Raw genomic sequence first — 22,739 nt, forward strand, 5'->3', positions numbered from 1 at the left:
GGAAAGGGAATGAAAAATTATAAAAAAGCACTCTTGGGAGTCATGATTGTCAGTGCCATGTCATTAATGGCCGCAGAAGACCGTACTATTTATGTCACCACATTTGCCGATGAAAATGGTGAAAACCCGGATAAATGTTCGCTACGTGAAGCCTTGGTGGCGGCCAAACAGAACAAAGCCTTTGGGGGCTGTAGTGTCGGCAATACCAACTATATTGCAGTGGATTATATCCGTCTGCAAGCGGGTGAATACAAGTTAAATGCTGAATTACGCCCGCAGTCCAATGTGCGGATTATGGGCGCAACACCGCTTGATTACAGCAAGAAAGATCCTATTACCCACCGTTATCCGGCGCTGATACCGCATCAGACCATTATTAACGGCCAGGGGCTGCATCGTATTGTTAATACGCTCGACAGTCAGGCCAATGTCATGTTTGACGATCTGACCCTTAAAAATGGCTATAGCGATGGGCTGGGCGGGGCTTTACTGGTTGCCGGACCGTTGACCTTGACCAATACCGCAATTCTGGATTCGCAGGCAGCGCGGGGTGGTGCACTGTATATTGCTGCCCATAATCAGGAACAGCCAATTACGGTGGTGAATAGCCTGATTCAGGGGAACAGCGCCAGTGTCGGCAGTGTGCTGGCGATGGACTGTACGGCAAATCTAGCAGATACCCAGGCCAATATCACCATTCAGCAAAGCAGTGTCATTCAAAATGGCAACAGCAACAGCCTGAGTAGCTTTGATTTTTGTGGCAAGCCGCGTCTGACTTTAACCAATACTACGGTGGCCAAAAATAAAGCGAACTTAACGCAGGGGCATATTTTTAACCTGGCCAATGGCCCGGAACACCGCCTCAGTACGCAATCGGTCTTCAGTTTAAATAACAATACCATTGTCGAAAATGAGGCCGTCAGCACCTTCTATTATGATGATTCAGGCATCAAAGTGTTAAGATTTAATGTCCTGGCATTTAATACGGGAAAATCATGCCGTTATGCACTGAACAATGGCAGTTTAACCGAGCGGCAGCCGAATATCAGCTCATCACGAAATGCGCTAATTTTCCCGAATGCACAAAGTGTAGAGCAGGGTGTGTGTGACTTGCCGGAAACGCTCGCGAGCACAGAAGAAAACTCAATGAGCTCGGTGAATTTGAGTGGCAAGCAGTTAAGTGATGTGCTCTATCCAATGCAGTCAGCTTCAGCCTACAACTTATTCCTGCCGTTATATTATCCAAAAAATCTGGGCAATGATGCGGATCTGGTTAATGTCGAAGGATTTGGCTGTGAAGTGTCAGATCAGCGTGGTTTACAGCGTGTGACCGATGGCACCCTGATTTTAGATCCGGAACAGAAAAACAGTTGTGAAATTGGTTCGGTTGAACTCATGCGTATGACCGCAGCAGATATTGTCAATCTGAAAAACGTGTCGCATGTGACCTTGTTTGACAGCTATCAGCAGGAGATTGACCATTTAAAAGCGCTGGTTCAGGCACCTGAGAAAAATAAAGAGCTGTTGGCCCAACATCAGGCAGATCTGCAAAACTATGAAAATTTACTTAAATTTTCCAAGCAAAAACAGAAGTATCGGACTATTTATATCGATCCATTTGCATTAGCCCTCAAGCATGATGAACCAAATGCCGATGGTAGCGTGGCACAGTTGCTGGAACTAAAACCGGAACACTTTAATATCAGTACAGAAGTCTATGGCATTGGCGGTGGTTTAGAAGATGCGGCCTTTGACCGCAGTAAACTGCTGCATGATCCAAACCTGAAATGCGAATGGGATGCTGATGTGAAACGGATTCTGTTCTATCGTGTCGATGATCAGGTGACTCAGAATATTGATTCTGCCTATTGTGCCTACACCATTACTTCGGTGACGGATCCAAGTGTTCAGTCGAGTGGTTTGCTTGAGGCAAAATTCATGAACATCAAACCGATTGCCAAAGCCGACCGCTACACCATTGAATACGGTTCGGATTTGAAAATTAATGTCAATCCGCTGGAAAATGACAGTGATGATGGCGATGGACCTGTCAATACACTGCTGTCTGGACAAAATAAACCGGCCTTTTATACCGATAGCAATGGACTTGAATTGCCAATCCGTTTAACCAATGTACCTTCAAGTGTACTGGTCACGGCAGACCGGAGTGGTCCATGTCCAGGGGATTATGTGCGTGAAACTTGTTATGGCGGAAACCTGCAGATTCAGGTGCGTAACAGCTATAGCCCGTTTGATTATGAGCTGAAATACACGGTATTTGATGCTGAACAGGAGCTGTCTAATGAGGCGACCATCAGCCTGATCAATACCGCGAAAAACAGCAATACTGAAGGAAGCGGTGGTGGAAGTCTAGGGCTTGCTGGATTATTTGGTTTATTGGGCATGGCGGTATATCGTGTACGCCGTCAGTTTAAATCATAAATCATAAATCCAGTGAATGTAAAAAAGCCTCTAATAAGAGGCTTTTTTATGGACCAGCACTGGGTTGATGTGTGGCTTAATCGCTTAGTATTCTGTCGGCGTGATATATTTATTGATATATTCTTCACGAATCAGCACGCGTTCTTCAGGCGTGGCCTTCTGCATTCTTTGGCCGAGTTCCTTGCGTTCCTGGGTACTCATTTTTTGCCAGGTTTCACGCATTTTCTGCTTTTCTGCATCGGGTAGCTGAATAAACCAGTCCATACGCTGTTGCAAAGAAGCACTTTTATCGGACGGCAGTTCTTTTAAATTCTGATAACGCTTGATTAAGGCCAATTGTTCTTCATCTGAGAGGGTTTCCCAGCTTTCAACAATTTTTGTGTCTGCATCTTTGGAGAAAATCCAGAAACGCTCAAAGCCTGCAAAGCTGGTTTGCAAAAAGCCCAGCGCACAGAAGGCGAATGCTAAACGTTTAGCTGCCATGTTGAACTTTATCCTCACCCAGCACCAATAACATTTCTAGATCTTCCATCATTTGTGGTGAAAGTTTTGGCGTAGCCACCACCTGATTTTGCGGTTGCGCGGTCATTTCTACCGAATTTGGTAAAATGACGAATCCTGCAATGGCAGCCGCAAGTGCAAAACCGGACATTTTCCACAGGTCATAGCGTGATGTCTGCTTATCCTGAATCTGATCCAGAACATGATTCATCACCACAGCTTTGTCTTTGTGGTGGTGGGCGAGTCCATCAAGTTTGGAAGTCACTTGTTTTAAGAAATCATCTTGTTTCATTCTGATGATCCTCCCAGATATGGATTCATATGTGCCAGAGTCTGGCGTAAAGCCTGAATAGCACGATGATAATGGGTTTTTACACTGCCTTCAGAACAATTCATAATCTGGGCAGTGGTCTGAGTATCGAACCCTTCCCAGGCCCGCAGCATAAACGCTTGTTGCTGACGCACCGGAAGTTTGGCGATTGCCTCCTGAATTTCTTCAGCAGTCATGGCTTGGTCCAAAAACTCAGCAGGATTGAGTGCACGTTCATCGACCAGATCATTTTGTTCGACATCATCGTCATCCAGGCTGACTTTGCGGAAAAATGAAAAGGGTTGTGCACGACGGGCTTCTTTACGTCGCCAGTCCTGTAATTTGTTATTTAAAATGGTGTAGAACAGCGGATACCACTCATCTGTGCTTTTATCGGCATAGGATTTGTGCAGGGAAATAAAGGCTTCCTGTACCAGATCCATCGCGATGTCATGCTGTCCCTGAGTGGCACTTTCCATCATCACTAAGGCTCGCCCGGTGACCTCGTGCATAAAAGTTTTCAGGCGTTGTTCAGCCGTACTCTTCAGAGTACTCAAACTTTCAGGTTGAGACTTTTTGGGTGCTAAATCCATAGAGATGGAAAATCCTGTCATTGGATACCCACCATTATTTTTAACTTCATGGCACTATTAACGTTAAAAATAATGGTTCGGTTGACATTACAAGTTATTATTTTTCTAGTGTAATCTATTTTTTTAATAGGGCCAGCCTATTTAATATAAATTAACGTATTAGAGTCGTTGACGTACCATTTCAAAGAAACAGACTGAACCGGCAATCGCGACATTTAAAGATTCCTGTCCGCCTGGTTGTGGAATGGTAACGGCTTCGGCATGTGCCAATGCGTAATCCGACACACCTTGACCCTCATTGCCCAGAATCCATACGCATGGCTGGCTTAAGTCTTTGGCATACAGGCTGGTGGAACGATGTGAACTGGTGACATAGACCGGAATTTTAAACTGTTCCAGAATCTCCTCGAGCTGGATATTTTCAAAGGTCTGCAAAGAAAAATGCGCCCCCATCCCGGCACGTAATACCCGTGGTGACCATAACGAGGCGGAGCCTTTGGTGCAGACAATTTGCTGGATGCCGGCTGCAGCAGCCGAGCGTAGCAGGGTACCGACATTACCCGGGTCCTGAACATTTTCCAGGATTAAGGTATCGGCCTGATAGTCAAGCGCCTGACTGGAACTTGGCAAATCAACAATGGCCAGACAGGCAAGGGTGGTGCCCAAGGTACTTAAATCTTTATATAAAGACTCGCCAATCACAAATACCGTACCCTGATACTGGTCCAGAATATCGTTCAGATCAGGATGTTTCAGGGCATTTTCGGTGGTGAAAATCGCGTTAATTTTCCGGTTTTGTTCTAACCATGCCAGACAAAGGTGCGAACCTTCAAGCACAGTCTGACCTTGTTTTTTGCGGTAGCTGTTTTGTTCAATCAAGCCGCGTAAGTGCTTAATTTTAGGATTATCTTTCGATTCGAGAAATAAGGTAGGCATGGAGAACATCCACACCTGTGAGTACAGACCCACAGGTGTTAATCAGAGAAAATTAGGCGTGGTAGCCAGTAACAAGATCAACTTCGTTTTTAGAACCAATGATCACTGGTACACGTTGATGCAGATCGGTCGGTTCAATTTCCAGAATACGCACTCGGCCTGTTGTTGAAGCACCGCCGGCTTGTTCCATGAGCATACTCATCGGGTTGGCTTCATACATTAAACGTAAACGGCCAGCTTTTTTCGGGTCTTTCAGGTCGTATGGGTACATGAAAATTCCGCTACGGCACAGAATACGGTGAATATCACCTACCATACAGGCCACCCAGCGCATGTTAAAATCTTTTTCACGCGGACCGGTTTTACCGGCTAGCAGTTCATCAATATAACGTTGAACGGGTGCTTCCCAATGACGCTGGTTAGACGCATTAATCGCATATTCTTTGGTATCGGCTGCCACCTGGATATTTTCCGAAGTCAGCAGGAATTCCTGAGCTTCCGGGTCAAAAGTAAAGAATACTACACCTGCACCGACAGTTAAGGCCATCATGGTTGATGGGCCATACAGTACATAACCGGCAGCAACCTGGTCAACACCGGCCTGCATGAAATCAGCTGCTTGCGTGACGGCATTTTTTGCCGGAAGAATCGAGAAAATGGTGCCGACACACATATTGATGTCGATGTTGCTTGAACCATCTAGCGGATCGAACAGCACTAAATATTGCCCATTTTCCTGTGCCGGAGTGAATTCATCCAGTTCTTCTGAGGCTAAACCGCCGACATTAGGATGTTTCTGTAAGGCATCAATCAGGTAATCATTGGAAATGACATCGAGTTTCTTTTGCTCTTCGCCTTGCACGTTCTCATTTTGTGCACTGCCCAGAACCCCAGCCAAGGCGCCTTTTTGTAAAGCCTGATCAATGGTTTTGCAGGTGTTGGCAATGGTCTCAATCACCTGTGCAAGTTCAGGGGTTAAATTTCCGCTTTGTTGTTGTAGAAATTGGGACAGGGTGCGATAAGACATAATAGGAAAACTCCGAATAAGAATCGATCGGGCATGATCAAAAAAACTTTGTCCGATATTTTAGATGAGAACAGCTTAAAAGAAAAATTAAACTCAACTATTTGACGTGATTTTGCCCTTGCAAGTCTGCTAGAAAGTGCTATGTTGATGTGAAGGAACAGAATCAACCAGTATATAGGAGCACACATATGACAACGTTAAAGTTTGATGCGACTCCAACCCCAAGCGAAGGCATTAGTTTAGATGAAATTAGCGCCGACAAGGTCAAAGAGGCCTGGAAGGGGTATGAAGCAAAACCAGAGTACAAGAAATTTAACAAGCACGACATGATTGAGTCGATGCAACCCGCCAAAGATGAAGAAGATGCACAGGCAGATGCACCTTAAATAGAATTTGGCTCAGCTCTTGTGTTTGAGTATTAAAAAAGCGCCCGATGGAGCGCTTTTTTATATTGAGCAACTCTGCTCAATCATGCAATCTTAACGCAGTAAAGGTGGTACCGCTTCGTAGTTGATTTCAACACGGCGGTTTTCTTTCCACGCACTTTCATCATGACCTGGGTTAACCGGCATTTCTTTACCATAGCTGACCGGTTCTAATTGACCCGGATTCACGCCCGTGGTGACCAGGAAGCTTTCAACCGCTTTGGCACGACGCTCACCAAGGGCCATGTTGTATTCACGGGTACCACGTTCATCGGTATGACCTGTAAGCGCGACTTTCGAGTTGGCATTGGCCATCAGGAATTGTGCATGTGCCTGTAGGGTTTGTAGGTCTTCATTCGACAGTTCGCTGCTGTCATAGTCAAAGTGCACCACACGTTTTGCCAAGAATGCTTTATTGGCTTCAGTTACACCTTTGGCAGATGCACCGGCCAGGTTTTGTGCATTCAAGGCTGCATCATCACTTAAGCCTTGTGTATTGACCGTGGTTGAAGAGGTCGGTGTTTGTCCTGCTTGAACATCGGTTGCGGGCTTACGGTTGGCACAGCCAGTCATCACCAGCGCTGAGGCCAGTACAGGCAATACAAATAATTTTACTGCGTTCATTTTCATCTCCATGAAACTTGGTTGTTCAGTTGCTCTTATTTTGGTGCCCAAGCCGGTTCACGCACTTCACCTTGTTCACTTGGCAAATTCATACGGAAACGACCATCTAAAGACATAATGGACAGCAGGCCACGCGCACCTTCACGGGTTGCATAGACCACCATCTGTCCATTTGGTGAGAAGCTTGGAGATTCATCCAGGCTGGTTGGGGTGAGAATATTGGTAATGCCGGTATTAATGTCCTGAATCGCAACTTTATAATTGCTGCCACTTGGACGATGAACCAGCGCCAGTTTTTTACCATCGGCACTTAAAGTACCACGCGCATTAAATGCGCCGCGGAAGGTCAGACGTTTGCTGCTGCCCGTGTTCAGGTCATAGCGATAGATTTGCACTGAGCCGCCACGATCTGAAGTAAAAATAAACGATTTACCATCGGGTGCGTAGCGTGCTTCTGTATCAATGGCGCTGTCATTGGTCATGCGCTTGAGTTGACGCGTGCCCAGATCCATCTCGTAAATTTCCGGATTGCCGTGCATTGAAGCAGTAAACAGCATGCGTGAACCATCTGGAGAGAAGCTTGGTGCGCCATTTAAGCCACGGAAGCTGGCCAGTTTTTCACGTGAACCGGTAGATAAATCCTGAACATAAATCGCAGGGCGTTTGGTTTCAAAGGACACGTAGGCAATTTTCTTGGCATCTGGCGTCCAGGCCGGCGACAAGATTGGATCGCGTGAAGTCAGAATGGTTCTTGGCTGTTCACCATCGGTGTCGGCAATTTGCAGGGTATAGCGCTGCTCCGGAGTGGCCGGATTCCGCAAGACATAGGCAATACGACCACTGAAATCGCCTTTAATACCGGTCAGTGCTTCATAGATGGTGTCACTGATCATGTGCGCAGCCTGACGGGTACGTGAAGCCGGTACAGTCAGTAATTCGTTTAATAAATACTGCTGCTTTTGCACATCATACAGCTGATAGTGAATTTCAAAGCCACCATCTGCGGTTGGCTTGCTGGTACCAGTCACCACATAAGGTACACCGGCGGCCTGCCAGGCAGCGGCATTAGGACTATTATTTGCTGCACTTGCCGGCAAGTTTTTTGATGAGCTGGTGAATTTGCCGGAACGGTTCAGGTCATTTTCAACAATCGGGTAAATGCTTTGATCATTACTAAACGGAATGATGGCAATTTTCGGGGCTTCTGCAGGTGCTTTGGCAATTTCCAGATGTAGCTGGGCATGGGTTTGAGAGACCATTATTGGACCCAAAGCGGTAAAAATTGCCAAGTAAAGTAGATGTTTAGGCTTCATTTCCATCATTCGCTATTTACTCAAAACATAATTCTTGTTGATGTGATTGTTCTACATAATGCCATGCTTATTTGAGATTTAAAGCAGAGAATTATGACCAAACTGTTATAACACTGTGAAAAGTGAATAAAATTTTGTCGCTTGTTGTGCAGTGTAACTGAAAAATAACAGGCCATCCCGGCTTTTGACAGGATGGCGAGTCAGCTTATTTGGCAGTAAAGCTTGAGGTGAAACTGCGTGCTTCACGGCGTGCATCCGGGTCCGAAGGCATTGGATAGGGTGCAGCGGCACGTACCGCGGCCTCGACACTGGCTTTCATGTCCGGATCACTGGAGTTCACAATCACCGAGGCTACCGAACCGCTGTCGGTCAGCGTAACCCGTGCCGTGGCAGTTTTGCCAGAAGAGCCGACCGGAATATCCCAGGCGCGACGGATCTTGTTTTCAAAATCGCGTTTGGCTGTAGAGGCAATCCGTTTGGCTTCAGCTTTCTTTTGTGCCGCTTCTTCAGCCGCCTGTTTGGCCGCCGAAGCTTTGGCTTCTGCTTCAGCGCGGGCTTTGGCCTCTGCATCCGCTTTTGCTTTCGCAGCTGCATCGGCTTTGGCTTTTTCAGCTGCTTCGGCTTTGCGTTTGGCCTCCGCTTCAGCCTTGGCTTTGGCTGCTGCTTCTGCTTTGGCCTTATTCGCAGCCTCGGCTTTGCGTTTGGCTTCAGCATCGGCTTTGCGTTTCGCCTCTGCATCTGCCTTCGCCTTGGCTGCCGCATCCGCCTTGGCCTTATCTGCCGCTTCGGCTTTACGTTTGGCTTCCGCTTCCGCCTTACGACGTGCATCAAGTTTGGCTTTTTCTGCTGCTTCTGCCTTACGCAGGGCTTCAGCTTCGCTGCGGCGTTTGGCTTCTGCCTCGGCTTTGGCCTGTGCAGTGGCCTTGGCTTTTTCAGCGGCTTGGGCTTTACGTTCAGCTTCTGCCTTGGCGCGCTGGGCCTGTTGTGCCTGTAATTTTTCTGCTTCCGCCTGCGCACGTGCTTCCAGGCGTTTTTGCTGTTCGGCCTGTTGCTGTGCGGCAGTATTGCTTGGTTGTGCTTTGGCCGGTTCTGGTTGAGGCGCAGCTGGCGGTGCGACCGGAATCACCGGGGCATCTTCAACCGGAGTCGCGGTTTGCTGAATCTCGGCTGCCACATTTTTATGTGCAGTTTCAGTAAACTCGGTTTCTTCACGAGTAACTGGGGGTAAATCTTCCGGTTTAATCAGCACGGTCCGAATCTGTTTGGGTGGTTCCGGTGGCTGGCTCATGCCCAGATAAAGTAAACCCACCACGGCAATGACATGCACGCCAATGGTAAATCCCAGAGCGAGTGCATTGTGCTTAAAAGGTGGCTTTTTAAAATCTTTCATAGCTTATTGTACAGATTCGGTGAGTAAGCCAACTTGTTCAAGCCCCGCCTCTTGCAAGCTTGCCATTAATGCAATGACATCGCCATAGGGACGCGTATTGTGTCCACGAATCACCACATTTAATTTTTTATTTTCAGCAGAAGCAGTCGTTTGTGCTTTTGTTAAAATTTCGGTGAGCTGAGCTAAAGTCAGTGGCTCTGCCTTATATTGTTTGTATTCAAGATAATAATGACCATCTTTGTCTAAAGTGACCCTGGCTGGCGCATCTTTGGATTCAATCGGATTGCCATTGGCCTGCGGCAAATCGACATTGATGCCGCTGGTAATCATTGGGGCAGTGACCATAAAAATGACCAGCAGCACCAACATCACGTCGATGTAAGGCACCACGTTCATATCACTTTTTAAGGGTTTTTTAATACGCTCGAAGCGTCCGGAACGTTGAATGGCCATTAGTCATGTTCCCGTGCTGAACCCAAAGACTGACGTTGTAATAAGGCCACCATCTCTTCAGCAAACAAGGCACGGTCTGAATAGAGGCTTTCACCTTTGGCGGTGTAATGGTTAAAGGCCAGTACAGCTGGAATTGCGGCAAATAAACCAATTGCGGTGGCAATCAGCGCTTCGGCAATCCCCGGTGCAACGGTAGCCAGTGTTACCTGATCGACATCGGCCAGGCCAATAAAGGCATTCATAATGCCCCACACGGTTCCAAATAAACCAATATACGGTGCCACAGAGCCAATGCTGGCCAGCGCGCCTAAGCCTTGTTCCAGTTGGCCTTGGTCACGGCTTAAACCGACACGTAAAATACGTTCGGTACCTTCTAGACTTTGTGCAGTCGGGGCATGACGTTTTTTCAATTTGAGAAATTCACCCAGACCCTGATAGAAAATATCTTCCAGGCCGGTGCGTTTGGAATTGAGTTGGGCGTTGTTATATAGCGTATTTAATTCAGCACCAGACCAGAAGATTTTCTGGAAATGATCATCATCAGCCTGGGCTTTTTTATAACTGAGATGTAACTTGGCGATCAGATACCAACTATACAAGGAGGCCAGTAACAGCACCAACATGACCAGTTGTACCACAGGGCTTGCCTGCAAAATAAGATCAGAGACTTGTAGAGATGATTCTAATTGTGTTGCCATAGTTACGTAGTGCCATAAGTTTTTAGTCTTGGTCCTGTCCTAGCTCTTTTAGAATCAGGCCACGAATTTCATCCGGAAGGCGACGTGGACGCATTTCAGAACTTAAACATGCCAATTCCACCTCACCAGAAGCAAGCATGATTTCACCACGATAAATATTTTGTTGCAATACAAATGACGTTGCTTTACACGAAACAACACTTGCTGTAACAGTAATCAGATCATCCATTAAGATTGGACGCATATATTTGACATTAATTTTATGCACGACAAAGTTATAGTCGTTTTGATGCCAATAATGATCGACGCCGGAAGCACGCAGCCATTCGGTCCGGGTGCGCTCCATGAAACGAATATGATTGGCATGGTATACAATCCCGCCTGCATCGGTGTCTTCCATATAGATACGAATTTGAAATTCAAATTTATTCGCCATGATACTGTTCCATTACAATTTTCAGTTTTGGTCTGGAAGGGCCGTACAGAACTGGATTGAAGTTGTCTGAGGTTCTGTCAAATGCCCGACTGGGTTGGCTTTGCAGTTTAGCATAATGACTTTTTGCTCCTATGGCACAAGGTGTCAAATCCAGTGGCAAAGGTATAAAGAATGTAGAGCCAAGATTGGATATTTATCGTTCGGTACAGGTTGAATTAGGTGAATTGGCACGTGATTTATGCTTTTTTTTGCCATACCGCCTGTGCTTGACTATTGGCAATTTTGATAGCGCGGTTTTAGGCACTGTCCGGATGACTGAGGTACAGCCGCTCCACCGCATAATCGCGTAGATGCAAGGTGAAATAGCTGCTGATCACGAAAGTTCGCTCAAACTGCTGAGGCTGCTTATTGGCAAAATATTGCCGTAGCTAAAGTAAGCCATACCAGATCAGACTAAGAAAGAACGCAGCCACAGATAAGACAATCCCTACAGCGTCTTGCAGCAGATAACAGCCAATTCCGCCCAGCACAGCCACTAATGTCAGAATCAGGGCAAGCTTCTGTTTCGGTTTTACTGAAGCGGGTGGTTGGGTATAGGTTTCAATAAAGGGGTTAAGTTCTTCAGAAAAATACAGGCTAATCCAGTGGATGACACATAGCTGATCAAAATGGATGGCATCAATGGACCAGTGCCCATGCCGATGCAGGTCGATCTGTTCAATGCCGGCTCGATCTGCATCAATGATTTTGCCGCGTTCATTTTTAAAGTCGAAGCTCAGTCAGGGACTGAGATTGCCTTGCAAAAGCTGGTTCAGATAGTTCAGTTCAGATTCACTGAAAAACTGGAATGGTTTGCTATAAGGTAGGGGCCGGATTGGCTGCAATTGCTCTATCAGCTCATCAAAATGCCGCTGAAGGTGTTGAATTAGTTGTTGTTCGGTCATCATTATTGTTGTTCGAGTATGTATTCAAGTTGTTATTTATCAAAGACCTTCATCATCTCATAAGCAATGAAGGTCAGGCATTGCTGTTATTTCGGTTCCGGCGGGGTCATGCCAAACTGCAAATAAGCCATATTGGTGGCAATCCGGCCACGTGCAGTACGCATCACATAACCTTGCTGAATCAGATAAGGCTCAATCACATCTTCCAAGGTGCCTGAATCTTCTGCCATGGCTGCGGCCAGTGCTTCAACCCCGGCAGGTCCGCCATCAAAACGTTCCAGTAACATCGACAGATAGCGACGATCCAGGGTGTCTAGGCCATCTTTATCGACATTGAGCATATCCAAAGCGCGCTGGGCCATTGCATGGGTGACTTCGCCGGTGCCTTTGACCTGGGCATAGTCACGTACCCGGCGCAACAAGCGGTTGGCAATACGCGGTGTGCCGCGGGAACGGCGGGCAATTTCTGCCGCGCCTTCTTCGGTCATCGGGACATCCATTAAACTGGCAGAACGTTTTACGATATGGGTCAGATCTTCCACCGAGTAGAATTCTAAACGCTGCACAATCCCGAAACGGTCACGCAGCGGCGAAGTGAGCAGACCGGCCCGCGTGGTGGCGGCGACCAGAGTAAATGCCGGCAAGTCCAGTTTGATCGAACGCGCTGCCGGGCCTTCACCAATCATGATGTCCAGCTGGTAATCTTCCATCGCCGGATAGAGGATTTCTTCAATCACTGGTGACAGGCGATGAATTTCATCAATAAACAGTACATCGCCTTCTTCAAGGTTGGTCAGCATGGCTGCCAAGTCACCGGCACGTTCAAGCACAGGCCCCGAAGTCGATTTCAGGTTGCCGCCCATTTCACGGGCAATGATATTGGCTAGGGTGGTTTTACCTAAGCCCGGTGGGCCGAAAATCAGGGTATGATCGAGGGCTTCGCCGCGGCCGCGCGCTGCACCAATAAAGATTTCCATTTGTTCACGCACCACCGGTTGACCGATGTAGTCATCGAGGGAGGTGGGGCGGATGGCGCGATCAATTTGATCTTCGGGTTTTTCAGAACCACTGATAAGACGGTCTTGCATATATTATGTAAACTTCAGGTAAATACAGTTTAATGGGGCAGACGTCAAAAGCGCTTTTTGACGGATGTTCCAAGAAAATTAAATTTCGGGAATAACCTGCGGTTGGCCTTACCTTGCGAAATATATTTCTCATTCGGCAAAAGTAAGCAAAACCATCGTCATTCGCAAAACTCGTCAAAAGATGATTCGTTTCGACTATATCGCAGAAAGATTTTTGTGCAAATACTTCCTGCCCCAAACAGTTGCGAATGACATTTTCGCGTATGTCATGCTGGCCTTGAGGCAAGATAGAGTTTTCTATTTGTTCATCGACTTTAATGCTGCCCGGATAATGTCGCTGGCTTCGGTGAAGTCGCCTTTGGCAGCATTCACCAGTTTTTGTGCTTCCTGTGGTTTGTAACCCAGTGACTGTAACGCAGCTTCGGCTTCGGCCACGGCAGAGTTCCCCATAAACTGGATTTGTGCGCTGCTGGTGTTGCTTGGTGTATTGCCGGCAGCCATCGCTTTAAAGCGGTCGCGCAGTTCAATCATCAGTCGTTCAGCGGTTTTTTTGCCGACACCCGGTACTTTGACCAGGGTGTTAATATCTTCATGTTCAACCGTGTGAATCAGCATGTCGACGCTTAAAGTCGATAGAATGCCGAGTGCCATTTTTGGACCAACACCGTTGACCTTGAGCAGGGTGCGGAAAATGGTTTTTTCCTGCGCATCAAGAAAACCATATAGCAGTTGAGCATCTTCACGGACTGCTAAATGGGTCCATAAGGTGACTTTCTGGCCTTTTTGTAATTGGCAAAATGTAGACAGCGGTGTATCGACTTCATAGCCCACACCATTGACATTTAATAAGACCGTAGGGGCTTCGAGGGCAAACACCTCACCAATCAGACATCCAATCATTCAGTTTATTCACTTCTATTCGGTTAAATTTTTCAGTTCCGAGCCTGTCGTCTGCATCTTGAAGTCATCCACTTTTCTGTGATGCTCTGCGATATACAGCCGATGGGCCGGGGTGTTGCACAAGCAATGTCAGCACGCGCAAAAGTATAAAGCAGTTTTGGAGGTTCTCCCAAAACGGCAGGCTGTACTTAAAAGAATCCGGCTTTATTGCCTTGTAATTCCTGCGCCAGGTTATACGCCTGATGATCCGAGAATTTTGAGATAATATCCAGCACCTGCATGATATTGTCATAGTGATCTGGACCAAAATGGGCACCGGAACGCTGCAAAATCGCCATCAGCCGCTGCTCTTTAAAGCTTAAGGTTTTATGCGGTGTGGTCAGCGGAATAAAGGCATCCAGAATACTTTGCAGGCTCTGATGGGCAATAATTTCCAGACCGGCTTTTTGCGGATGTTCAAAAATTTTATCACGCGCCAGTTCTTTGGCCCGGTTAATGCCAATTTCAATATCGGCCGAGCAATATTGCAGTAAGGTCCCTTTCAGCTGGCCCGAAAGAATTTGGTCATGCTGCTTGGCAAAGGCACTGGTGACTTCATCGACCAGACGTTTCATCACCCGGCCACGTAGCGCGGCAATTTTCTGCTGCCAGGTGGTGCTGTCCAAAGACAGTTCTTCCGGCATGCCATAATCGCCAATCAGGTTCAGGAAAATCGGCTCGACTTCATCATAGCTGAGCATGTTCAGGATAATGCCATCTTCCAGATCAATCAGCGCATAGCAGATGTCATCTGCGGCTTCGAGTAAATAGGTCAGCGGATGGCGGCAATAACGATAAGGTCCGATTTCAATCAGGCCGAGCTGTTCGGCAATCTGTTTCAGAATGTCTTTTTCTGCCTGATAGCAGCCGAATTTGGCGCGCTGACTGGCTGGACGATTGCCCTGCGAGGCCATGGTTTTCGACAGCCACGGATATTTTAAATAGGCACCCAAGGTGGCATAGGTCAGACGCATACCACCATCATGCGGATGATAGTCAATTTTGGTCAGCAGGCGCAGGCCTTGGGCATTACCTTCAAACTGGCGTACATCGGCTTCCTGTTCCGGACTTAGGTCCTTTAAAAAGTCGGTATGTGAGGCATCATCAAACCATTCACGAATGGCATATTCACCGGCATGACCAAAAGGCGGATTGCCAATATCATGCGCCAGACAGGCGGCTTGAATAATCGCGCCGACATCGGCCGGGGTAATCCACGGAGGCAGCTGATCCTTGATTTTTTCTGCTGCCAGCATCCCCAGTGAACGGCCAATACAGGACACTTCCAGCGAATGGGTCAGGCGGGTATGAATACCATCATGTTGGGTAAGCGGATGGACCTGGGTTTTGCGGTTCAGCTGCCGGAAACTCTGCGAGAAAATAATACGGTCATAATCTTTATGAAACGGGCTACGCGCCTGTTCAGTACTTTGCTTTTTACTACCAATCCGAACTGTCGAAAGCAGTTCTAACCAACGCATCTGTGTCATTTATCATTATTCAATTATTTACTGCTTTGCATCATGCCAAAAAACCAAGCCCAGTACTAGAGTGAGGCGACATGAATTGTCATGGGAATGAAAAGCAGAAAAAATCTTGCTCCTCAATATAGACAAGTGATTCAAACAATATGAAACGGCCATAAAAAAACAGGCCAAATGAGCCTGCTTTTTCATGAAGAGTTAAAATTACACCAGCCCTTCACCAGTTTCCTTGGCTTGTTGTGCATCTTTATAGACATTCAAGCAAATTGTGAACAAGACCAGGCTTGCGATCAACGGCCAAAAAAGTACATATAGGGTCAATAATTGACTAGTCATCTGAAATCTCCTTATTTACTTTTCTCAGATAGCTGGTGAAATTCAATCACCATCTTGTTGATTTGTTTAAAATCAAATCGTTCTTTACTGTAGACCAAGGTCAGAACAGTACAGACCAGAGCACTACTGCCATAAGCAGTCAGTGAACTTAATAAGGTGCCGTATTCACGCAAGAAGCCGATGGTCCATGGCATGAAGCCAATACTGGCCAAGATACCCACCACCAAACCGACTTTTTTGCCGAAGAAACCAAAGGTCATCAGACCCAGCACCACACCAATACCCAGGGTTGCAAGTAGCTCAAAGCCAAGCGCAATCAAGCCCTGGATTGGAATCCATTCAAAACGGACAATCAGGAAGCTGACGAAGGCGAGCCCGACCGACCAGTTAAAGGCACGAGAATTCACTTTGTCCCAATACAGGCTGACAATTACCGGAAATACAATAGACCCCCAAAGTGCACCCACAAAAATCAGCATTGATAAAATGTCAAATTTTAAAGTGGCGATAATGATCCCAAGCATGGTGGCGACAATCATGGTTATACGACCAATAAACAGCATTTTCTTGGGATTAGGTTGGTTTTTGGCAATCTGTTTTCCATAAATGTCAGTCATCACAATCGCAGATAACGCAGACAGATCCGAGTCAGCCGTTGAAGACAGCGCACCGATCACCATGATAAATAACAGGGCCACCATAAATGGAGAGAGATACGTCGCTGCCATTTGTGGAATCAGGTTATTCAAGTTGCCATCAATCGGTTGAATTCCGGCAAACAGGGCCAGTAAGCCGAGCATACCCAACCCGATCACAATCGCGGCATAACCAATCGTCGCCGTAATAAAACTGGGTTTAATCAAGTCTTCCCGTACCGCAAATAAACGCTGGGCAATGGTCTGGTTACCGATGGCATACGCCAGGACTGCGACGAAGAAAGGCGCACCTTGTTCTAGAAATGCAGTTTTAGAGAAGAAATCGAGCTGTTCAGGCTGCAGGTTGTGAATACCCGTTTGAAACAGGGACGGTCCGCCCAAAGTGAAGAACAGCGTTGGGATAATGATCACCGCCGCCACGATCATCGCCACCAGCTGGCCAAAATCGGTAAATACAGAGGAACGGAAGCCAGACCAGAGGGTATAAGACAGCACACCAATCCCGGTGATCAAGACGCCATGTACAAAACTTAGGGGAGATAAAATTTCGACCAAGGCACCTGCTGCAGTAAAATTCACCATCAAACTGATGACACTTCCCACAATATTGGAACCTGCTAAAATCATCTGGCTCTGGTTGCCATGGCGGGCATGCATAATTTCTGCCAGCGTATGTGCATTGGGTGCCAACTCACGAAAGCGCTTACCAAAAGGATAAATAAACAAAATCATCAGCGCGCCCCAGAGGCCGTAGTGCAAGGCACCGGAAACGCCGTATTTATAACCTGAAGAGGCAGCTGCATAGAATGACGCTGCCCAAATCCAAGTTGCGGTCATGCTGGCCGCAGACATACCAAAGCCAATAGAACCATTCGAGACCATATAGCCATCGACATTTTCATTTTTTTGTTTAATACGTAACGACAGTACAAAGGTAATGCCGTAAAAAAGCACCATCAATAGTACAGTGGTTGTACTAGTGAATTGAAACATAATTACTCCTTAAGCGAGGCACCTTTATTTTAAAAAACAAATCTTTTGGTGACGGACTAAGGCTCTAAAACAGGCAGAGCATAAAGCTGCAGAAAATGAGAAATCTGGTGTTTAAATATCTAGCCGATATTTGATCCACAGCATAAAAAGATGTACGTAGGTGAGTCCAAAAATGGACCTTGCCTCAGCAATTGAGCTAGAGCTTAACATAAAACCATCAAATTCACTGATGAAGTCAGTGGGAAGTAAGGTTTTTTACTGATATAGGGGTGGTTTTTAAATAAAAACTATGATTTTGCAGGGTCAAATATATGAATATTTTTTAGGAATTACAGTAATTTATAGATTGGATTAAAACTTATTGAAGTTTGCATTAATTTAAAATGTTAAAAAAAGTAACAAAACTTAAAAATTCATATTTTTTCGATTTTTACTTGCTACTCAAAGCTTATATTTTAAACCAATTTTTGTAGAATGAATTGGATGAAATTTATTTTAAATGTTATTTCTTCATATTATTGATAAGTGTTTTTTATGAAAGGTAAGTAATCATTTATCAAATAGATGCAAAGATAATTTTAGGATGGATATTTATATATGGCTTTTTTCTTGAGAATGGCGATATATTAACTACTAAATTATCCCTGATATTAGGGAGTGAAATACATAATGGAAAAAACTCTTGTGACATATTCGGGGTATGAGATTATAAGGGTTGGATTTCCTTATTTTCATTCTTTCTTTTAGGTGAATAACTCAAGTTGAACTCAAGAGAATACAGGACGAAAAATAGTAGAAATATTGAACGTAAAAATCCCATCTAAGAGGGGGTGAAGTCTCAGGGTTCAAGGTTCACAAAGGCAAAGACCAAAGAGATCCTGAGCGGATGACAGCAACGCTCTCTTCGGGTGGATATGGGTACTCAGCTTTCAGGATGATTAATTCGTACAAAAAATTTAATTTCTGGTTCTGCAGCAGGCTATTCAGACAATCTTGTGCTAGCTTTCATCATGCGTATAGAACTGTTGAAAAATAATACAATTTTTCTGATGCAAAAAATTATCAATACAGTTTTACTCGATATGAAACAAAATATGATAAGCTGCGCGGCCGGTTCAATTTTTTTGACTGGAAATAAACAGATTTTTATCAAAACTCTGATCGTTTCGCTGTCAGATTTATCAAATCCTCTCTAGCTGATTGGCTCATTTCACAGTAGAATATGCGCTCTCTTCAAGTCACATTGTGGCGAGGTCCAAAAGATCTGCCCGTGGAGCCAAAATCAGCATGTTTATCGTGGCCGGTGCACCTGCACATTCTTCTTTTAAGAAAACTCAACTATTATCACGTTTATCGTCAATTAGTTCTGTTCAATCTTTCGATAGCCAATGGATCTATCTGTTTGACCAAGCGCTCAACGAGCAGCAGCAACAATCAGCTTTAGAGCTGTTAAATGATGGCACTTCTTTTGAATTACGTCAGCCTGCCAGTGACGAAGTCCAAATTTTAGTGACTCCACGTGTCGGTACCATTTCGCCGTGGTCATCTAAAGCGACGGATATTTTTGCCAACTGTAATATTCCGGTGCACCGTATGGAGCGCGGATTGCTGTTTACCCTAAAAGGTGTAAAAGCGCTTTCTAAAGAAGCATTACAGATCTTGCATGACCGCATGACCGAAAGCGTGTTTACTGACATTGCAGATGCAGCCGCACTGTTCGTGGAAACCGCACCAAAACCGTTAAACTCGATTGATATTCTGGGTCAGGGCAAAGAAGCACTGGTTAAAGCCAACAATGAATTTGGTTTTGCACTGTCTGAAGATGAAATTGATTATCTGACTGAAGCTTTCACCAAACTGGGCCGTAACCCGAACGACATCGAACTGATGATGTTCGCGCAAGCCAACTCTGAGCACTGCCGTCATAAAATCTTCGGTTCAGAATGGACCATTGATGGCGAAGTTCAGCCGTTGTCTTTGTTCCAGATGATCAAGAACACCTATAAAGAATCACCAACCGATGTATTGTCAGCATATAAAGACAACGCCTCGGTGATTGTAGGTTTTGATACCCAGCGTTTCTACCCAACGCAAGAAGAAAACGGTCAATACGTTTATAAATACAAGAGCCAGGCGGCTCACATCCTGATGAAGGTGGAAACCCATAACCACCCAACCGCAATTGCTCCATTTGCTGGTGCGGCAACCGGTTCAGGCGGTGAAATCCGTGATGAAGGTGCAACCGGTCGTGGTGGTAAGCCTAAAGCAGGTTTAACTGGTTTCACCACATCGAACCTGAACATTCCAGGCTTTGAACAGCCATGGGAAGATAACTACGGCAAACCATCACGTATGGCCTCTCCGCTGCAAATCATGATTGAAGGTCCACTCGGTGGTGCGGCGTTTAACAACGAATTCGGTCGTCCTGCCTTAAATGGTTACTTCCGTACCTTTGAACAAAACGTCAATGGCGAAGTCAAAGGCTTCCATAAGCCAATTATGATTGCCGGTGGTTACGGTAACATCCGTCCGGATCATGTCGAAAAAGATGCAATTCAACCGGGTGATCTTCTGATCGTGCTTGGTGGTCCAGCCATGCTGATCGGTTTAGGTGGTGGTGCAGCGTCTTCTGTAGACAGCGGTACCATGGGTGAGAGCCTGGACTTCGCTTCTGTACAACGTGAAAACCCGGAAATGGAACGCCGTTGCCAGGAAGTAATTGATACCTGCTGGCGCATGGAAGATGAAAACCCAATCGTATCGGTGCATGACGTTGGTGCGGGCGGTATTTCAAACGCAATGCCAGAACTGGTCAACGATCATGAGCTCGGTGCGGTACTGGATTTACGTAAGATTCCATCGCTTGAGCCAGGCATGTCGCCAATGGAAATCTGGTCGAACGAAGCACAAGAACGTTATGTGCTGGCAATCCGTCCAGAATCTCTAGCGCTGTTTGAATCGATCTGTGCGCGTGAACGTTGTCCGTTTGCAGTATTGGGTGAAGCGACTGAAGCGCGTCATTTAACCGTTGAAGATCCACTCTTTGGCAACAAGCCAGTGGATATGCCAATGCAGGTGATGCTGGGCGGTACACCACGTATGAGCCGTTCATACGAAAGCATCGAACGTAAAGGCGATGATTTTGATGCGGCTAAAGTGACAGATCTGAAAGATGCAATTTACCGTGTCCTGAAAAACCCGACCGTTGCTTCTAAATCATTCCTGATCACCATTGGTGACCGTTCGATTACCGGTATGGTGGCACGTGACCAGATGGTTGGCCCATGGCAAGTGCCTGTAGCGGATGCTGCAGTGACAACCACAAGCCTGGTAGGTTATACCGGTGAAGCGATGGCCATGGGTGAACGTCCACCAGTGGCGTTGTTAAACCCAGCCGCGTCTGCACGTTTAGCGGTGGCTGAAGCAATCAGCAACCTGATGTCTGCAAAAATTGACCAGATTGGCGACATTAAACTGTCTGCAAACTGGATGGCTGCTGCAGGTCAAAAAGGTGAAGACCAGGCACTGTTCGAAGGCGTAAAAGCCATTGGTATGGAAATGTGTCCGGCCCTGGGCATTGCCATTCCAGTCGGTAAAGACTCACTGTCTATGCGTACCACCTGGAATGATGAAGGTGAAGACAAATCTGTCACTTCGCCAATGTCAGGCGTGATCACTGCATTTGCACCTGTGACCGATGTGCGTAAGACATTAACACCAGAACTGAAAAATCTTGAATCTGTACTGGTACGTATCGACCTGTCTAAAGGCCAATTCCGTCTGGGTGGTTCGATTCTGGCACAAGTGTACAAAGCCATTGGTTCAGTGACACCAGATGTTGACAGCTTCGATGACTTCAAAGCCTTCTTCGCATTGGTACAAGACTGGAATAACCGTGGCTTAATCAAGGCTTACCACGACATCGGTGATGGTGGTTTAGTGGCCACTGTTGCAGAGATGATGTTTGCGTCACGCTTGGGTGTGGCACTGGAAGAGCAATCAGTTGCAGGTCTATTTGCTGAAGAAATTGGTGCGGTGCTACAAATCGCCAAAGCAGATTGGGAAGCATTACAAGCTGAAGTTGCAGCGTCGACATTGAAAGATGCAATTACGGTTGTCGGTACAGTCAACAACTCTGACCAGTTGGCCGTAAACGGTTTAGTGCTGGAACGTACTGACCTGCAACAGGCATGGGCAGAAGTGTCTTATCAGATCCAGCGTTTACGTGACAACGTTGAAAATGCCGATCAGGAATTTGCCTTAATTGCAGATAAAGCCCATCAGGGGATTATCGCACAGCCAACTTATGACCTGAACGAGCCGGTTGAAGCACCGTACATCAACACCCGTCGTCCAAACATGGCGATTCTGCGTGAGCAAGGTGTTAATGGTCATGTTGAAATGGCGGCTGCGTTTGATAAAGTCGGTTTCAACACCGTTGACGTACACATGAGTGACCTGCTGGCCGGTCGTATCAGCCTGGATGACTTTGAAGGTCTGGTCACCTGTGGCGGCTTCTCTTACGGTGACGTTTTAGGTGCCGGCGGTGGCTGGGCGAAATCGGTGCTGTTCAATGCCAAACTGCGTGACCAGTTCGAGAAATTCTTTAACCGTCAAGAAACTTTCAGTGTGGGTATCTGTAACGGCTGTCAAATGCTGTCACAACTAGCACCACTGATTCCGGGTGCAGAGCATTGGCCACGTTTCCATCGCAATACCTCTGAAGTGTTTGAAGCGCGTACTGTGAACGTGCGTGTAGAAAAATCAAACTCGATTTTGTTTGATGGTATGGAAGGTTCAATTCTGCCAATCGCGGTTGCGCATGGTGAAGGCCGTGCTGTGGCTAGCGCTGAAGACTTTGCCGCATTAAATGCGGGTAACCAGATCAGCCTGCGTTATGTCGACAGTCAGGGCAATGTGACCCAGCACTATCCACTGAACCCGAACGGTTCTCCAGAAGGGATTACCGGTGTGACCTCTAAAGATGGTCGTGCCACGATTATGATGCCGCACCCGGAGCGTAACTTCCGTGCCGTACAACATTCCTGGAAACCTGAAGAATGGACTGAAGATGGTGCATGGTTACGTATGTTCCGTAACGCACGTAAATTCATTGGTTAATTGACCTTATTTTGAAAAGCCACCTTCGGG

General features: G+C 46.4%; 20 protein-coding genes. 4 read left to right on the top strand and 16 right to left on the bottom strand.

The genetic code is table 11. From position 1 onward, the window contains the following. Nucleotides 1-9: 9 nt before the first annotated feature. Nucleotides 10-2,442: a CSLREA domain-containing protein gene (locus VF685_RS02110; RefSeq protein WP_286384730.1), complete on the top strand. Its 2,433-nt coding sequence runs from the start codon at nucleotides 10-12 to the stop codon at nucleotides 2,440-2,442. An 84-nt stretch (nucleotides 2,443-2,526) separates the two neighbouring features. On the opposite strand, the gene VF685_RS02115 is transcribed toward VF685_RS02110, so the two are convergent. From VF685_RS02115 to VF685_RS02135, 5 genes are all read right to left on the bottom strand, one after another. Further along, on the bottom strand, nucleotides 2,527-2,925 hold the full coding sequence (locus VF685_RS02115) for a DUF3106 domain-containing protein (protein WP_005176585.1): 399 nt from the start codon (nucleotides 2,923-2,925) through the stop codon (nucleotides 2,527-2,529). Beyond that, nucleotides 2,915-3,235, bottom strand: a complete 321-nt coding sequence (locus tag VF685_RS02120; RefSeq protein WP_168369658.1) for a hypothetical protein — start codon at nucleotides 3,233-3,235, stop codon at nucleotides 2,915-2,917. Before VF685_RS02120 ends, VF685_RS02115 begins: the two co-directional genes overlap by 11 nt. Continuing rightward, nucleotides 3,232-3,846, bottom strand: coding sequence for an RNA polymerase sigma factor (locus VF685_RS02125; protein ID WP_286384729.1), 615 nt, complete (start codon nucleotides 3,844-3,846; stop codon nucleotides 3,232-3,234). The genes VF685_RS02120 and VF685_RS02125 overlap by 4 nt, the downstream gene beginning before the upstream one ends. Nucleotides 3,847-4,005: 159 nt before the next feature. Further along, nucleotides 4,006-4,782, bottom strand: a complete 777-nt coding sequence (locus VF685_RS02130) for a TrmH family RNA methyltransferase (RefSeq protein ID WP_168369657.1) — start codon at nucleotides 4,780-4,782, stop codon at nucleotides 4,006-4,008. 52 nt (nucleotides 4,783-4,834) lie between these two features. Continuing rightward, a complete protein-coding gene (locus VF685_RS02135) occupies nucleotides 4,835-5,809 on the bottom strand; it encodes a class 1 fructose-bisphosphatase (protein WP_286384728.1) in 975 nt (324 codons plus the stop codon). Nucleotides 5,810-5,997: 188 nt separating this feature from the next. On the opposite strand from VF685_RS02135, the gene VF685_RS02140 reads away from it, so the two are divergent. Then, nucleotides 5,998-6,195 (top strand): NF038105 family protein, encoded by a 198-nt coding sequence (locus VF685_RS02140; protein ID WP_005176594.1) that lies wholly within the window; start codon nucleotides 5,998-6,000, stop codon nucleotides 6,193-6,195. 93 nt (nucleotides 6,196-6,288) lie between these two features. Here VF685_RS02140 and pal read toward each other — a convergent pair whose 3' ends face one another. The 6 genes from pal to ybgC all read right to left on the bottom strand — a co-directional run bounded on the left by pal (nucleotide 6,289) and on the right by ybgC (nucleotide 11,148). Beyond that, on the bottom strand, nucleotides 6,289-6,858 hold the full coding sequence (gene pal / locus VF685_RS02145) for a peptidoglycan-associated lipoprotein Pal (protein WP_005176597.1): 570 nt from the start codon (nucleotides 6,856-6,858) through the stop codon (nucleotides 6,289-6,291). A gap of 35 nt (nucleotides 6,859-6,893) precedes the next feature. Beyond that, nucleotides 6,894-8,177, bottom strand: coding sequence for a Tol-Pal system beta propeller repeat protein TolB (gene tolB, locus VF685_RS02150; RefSeq protein WP_373366853.1), 1,284 nt, complete (start codon nucleotides 8,175-8,177; stop codon nucleotides 6,894-6,896). Between the two features lie 199 nt (nucleotides 8,178-8,376). Then, complete coding sequence (gene tolA, locus VF685_RS02155; RefSeq protein WP_286384727.1) at nucleotides 8,377-9,561, bottom strand: cell envelope integrity protein TolA; 1,185 nt, start codon at nucleotides 9,559-9,561, stop codon at nucleotides 8,377-8,379. Nucleotides 9,562-9,564: 3 nt separating this feature from the next. Continuing rightward, nucleotides 9,565-10,014, bottom strand: coding sequence for a protein TolR (tolR, locus tag VF685_RS02160; protein WP_286384726.1), 450 nt, complete (start codon nucleotides 10,012-10,014; stop codon nucleotides 9,565-9,567). Further along, a complete protein-coding gene (gene tolQ / locus VF685_RS02165; RefSeq protein WP_005176608.1) occupies nucleotides 10,014-10,712 on the bottom strand; it encodes a protein TolQ in 699 nt (232 codons plus the stop codon). Before tolQ ends, tolR begins: the two co-directional genes overlap by 1 nt. Nucleotides 10,713-10,734: 22 nt before the next feature. Further along, nucleotides 10,735-11,148, bottom strand: coding sequence for a tol-pal system-associated acyl-CoA thioesterase (ybgC, locus tag VF685_RS02170; protein ID WP_005176609.1), 414 nt, complete (start codon nucleotides 11,146-11,148; stop codon nucleotides 10,735-10,737). A 668-nt stretch (nucleotides 11,149-11,816) separates the two neighbouring features. Here ybgC and VF685_RS02175 point away from each other — a divergent pair. Further along, nucleotides 11,817-12,014 carry a hypothetical protein gene (locus VF685_RS02175; protein ID WP_160243422.1) on the top strand — a complete coding sequence of 66 codons (198 nt, stop codon included), beginning with the start codon at nucleotides 11,817-11,819 and terminating at the stop codon, nucleotides 12,012-12,014. Between the two features lie 164 nt (nucleotides 12,015-12,178). Here VF685_RS02175 and ruvB read toward each other — a convergent pair whose 3' ends face one another. The 5 genes from ruvB to VF685_RS02200 form a co-directional block, all read right to left on the bottom strand. Further along, nucleotides 12,179-13,180 carry a Holliday junction branch migration DNA helicase RuvB gene (gene ruvB / locus VF685_RS02180; RefSeq protein WP_005176611.1) on the bottom strand — a complete coding sequence of 334 codons (1,002 nt, stop codon included), beginning with the start codon at nucleotides 13,178-13,180 and terminating at the stop codon, nucleotides 12,179-12,181. A gap of 297 nt (nucleotides 13,181-13,477) precedes the next feature. Further along, nucleotides 13,478-14,080, bottom strand: coding sequence for a Holliday junction branch migration protein RuvA (gene ruvA, locus VF685_RS02185; protein WP_005176612.1), 603 nt, complete (start codon nucleotides 14,078-14,080; stop codon nucleotides 13,478-13,480). Between the two features lie 188 nt (nucleotides 14,081-14,268). After that, the gene (locus VF685_RS02190) at nucleotides 14,269-15,609 is read right to left on the bottom strand and encodes a deoxyguanosinetriphosphate triphosphohydrolase (protein ID WP_005176613.1); all 1,341 of its coding nucleotides are present in this window, start codon (nucleotides 15,607-15,609) and stop codon (nucleotides 14,269-14,271) included. A gap of 198 nt (nucleotides 15,610-15,807) precedes the next feature. Then, a complete protein-coding gene (locus VF685_RS02195; protein WP_005176614.1) occupies nucleotides 15,808-15,939 on the bottom strand; it encodes a putative transporter small subunit in 132 nt (43 codons plus the stop codon). 11 nt (nucleotides 15,940-15,950) lie between these two features. Further along, nucleotides 15,951-17,588 (bottom strand): sodium:solute symporter family protein, encoded by a 1,638-nt coding sequence (locus tag VF685_RS02200; protein WP_005176615.1) that lies wholly within the window; start codon nucleotides 17,586-17,588, stop codon nucleotides 15,951-15,953. A 1,287-nt stretch (nucleotides 17,589-18,875) separates the two neighbouring features. Between VF685_RS02200 and purL the strand changes: the two genes are divergently transcribed. After that, nucleotides 18,876-22,709, top strand: a complete 3,834-nt coding sequence (gene purL / locus VF685_RS02205; protein ID WP_168381678.1) for a phosphoribosylformylglycinamidine synthase — start codon at nucleotides 18,876-18,878, stop codon at nucleotides 22,707-22,709. Nucleotides 22,710-22,739 lie beyond the last annotated feature (30 nt).

The sequence above is a fragment of the Acinetobacter sp. Brlt_5 genome (genome assembly GCF_051949055.1).
Classification (GTDB): Bacteria; Pseudomonadota; Gammaproteobacteria; order Pseudomonadales; family Moraxellaceae; genus Acinetobacter; species Acinetobacter indicus.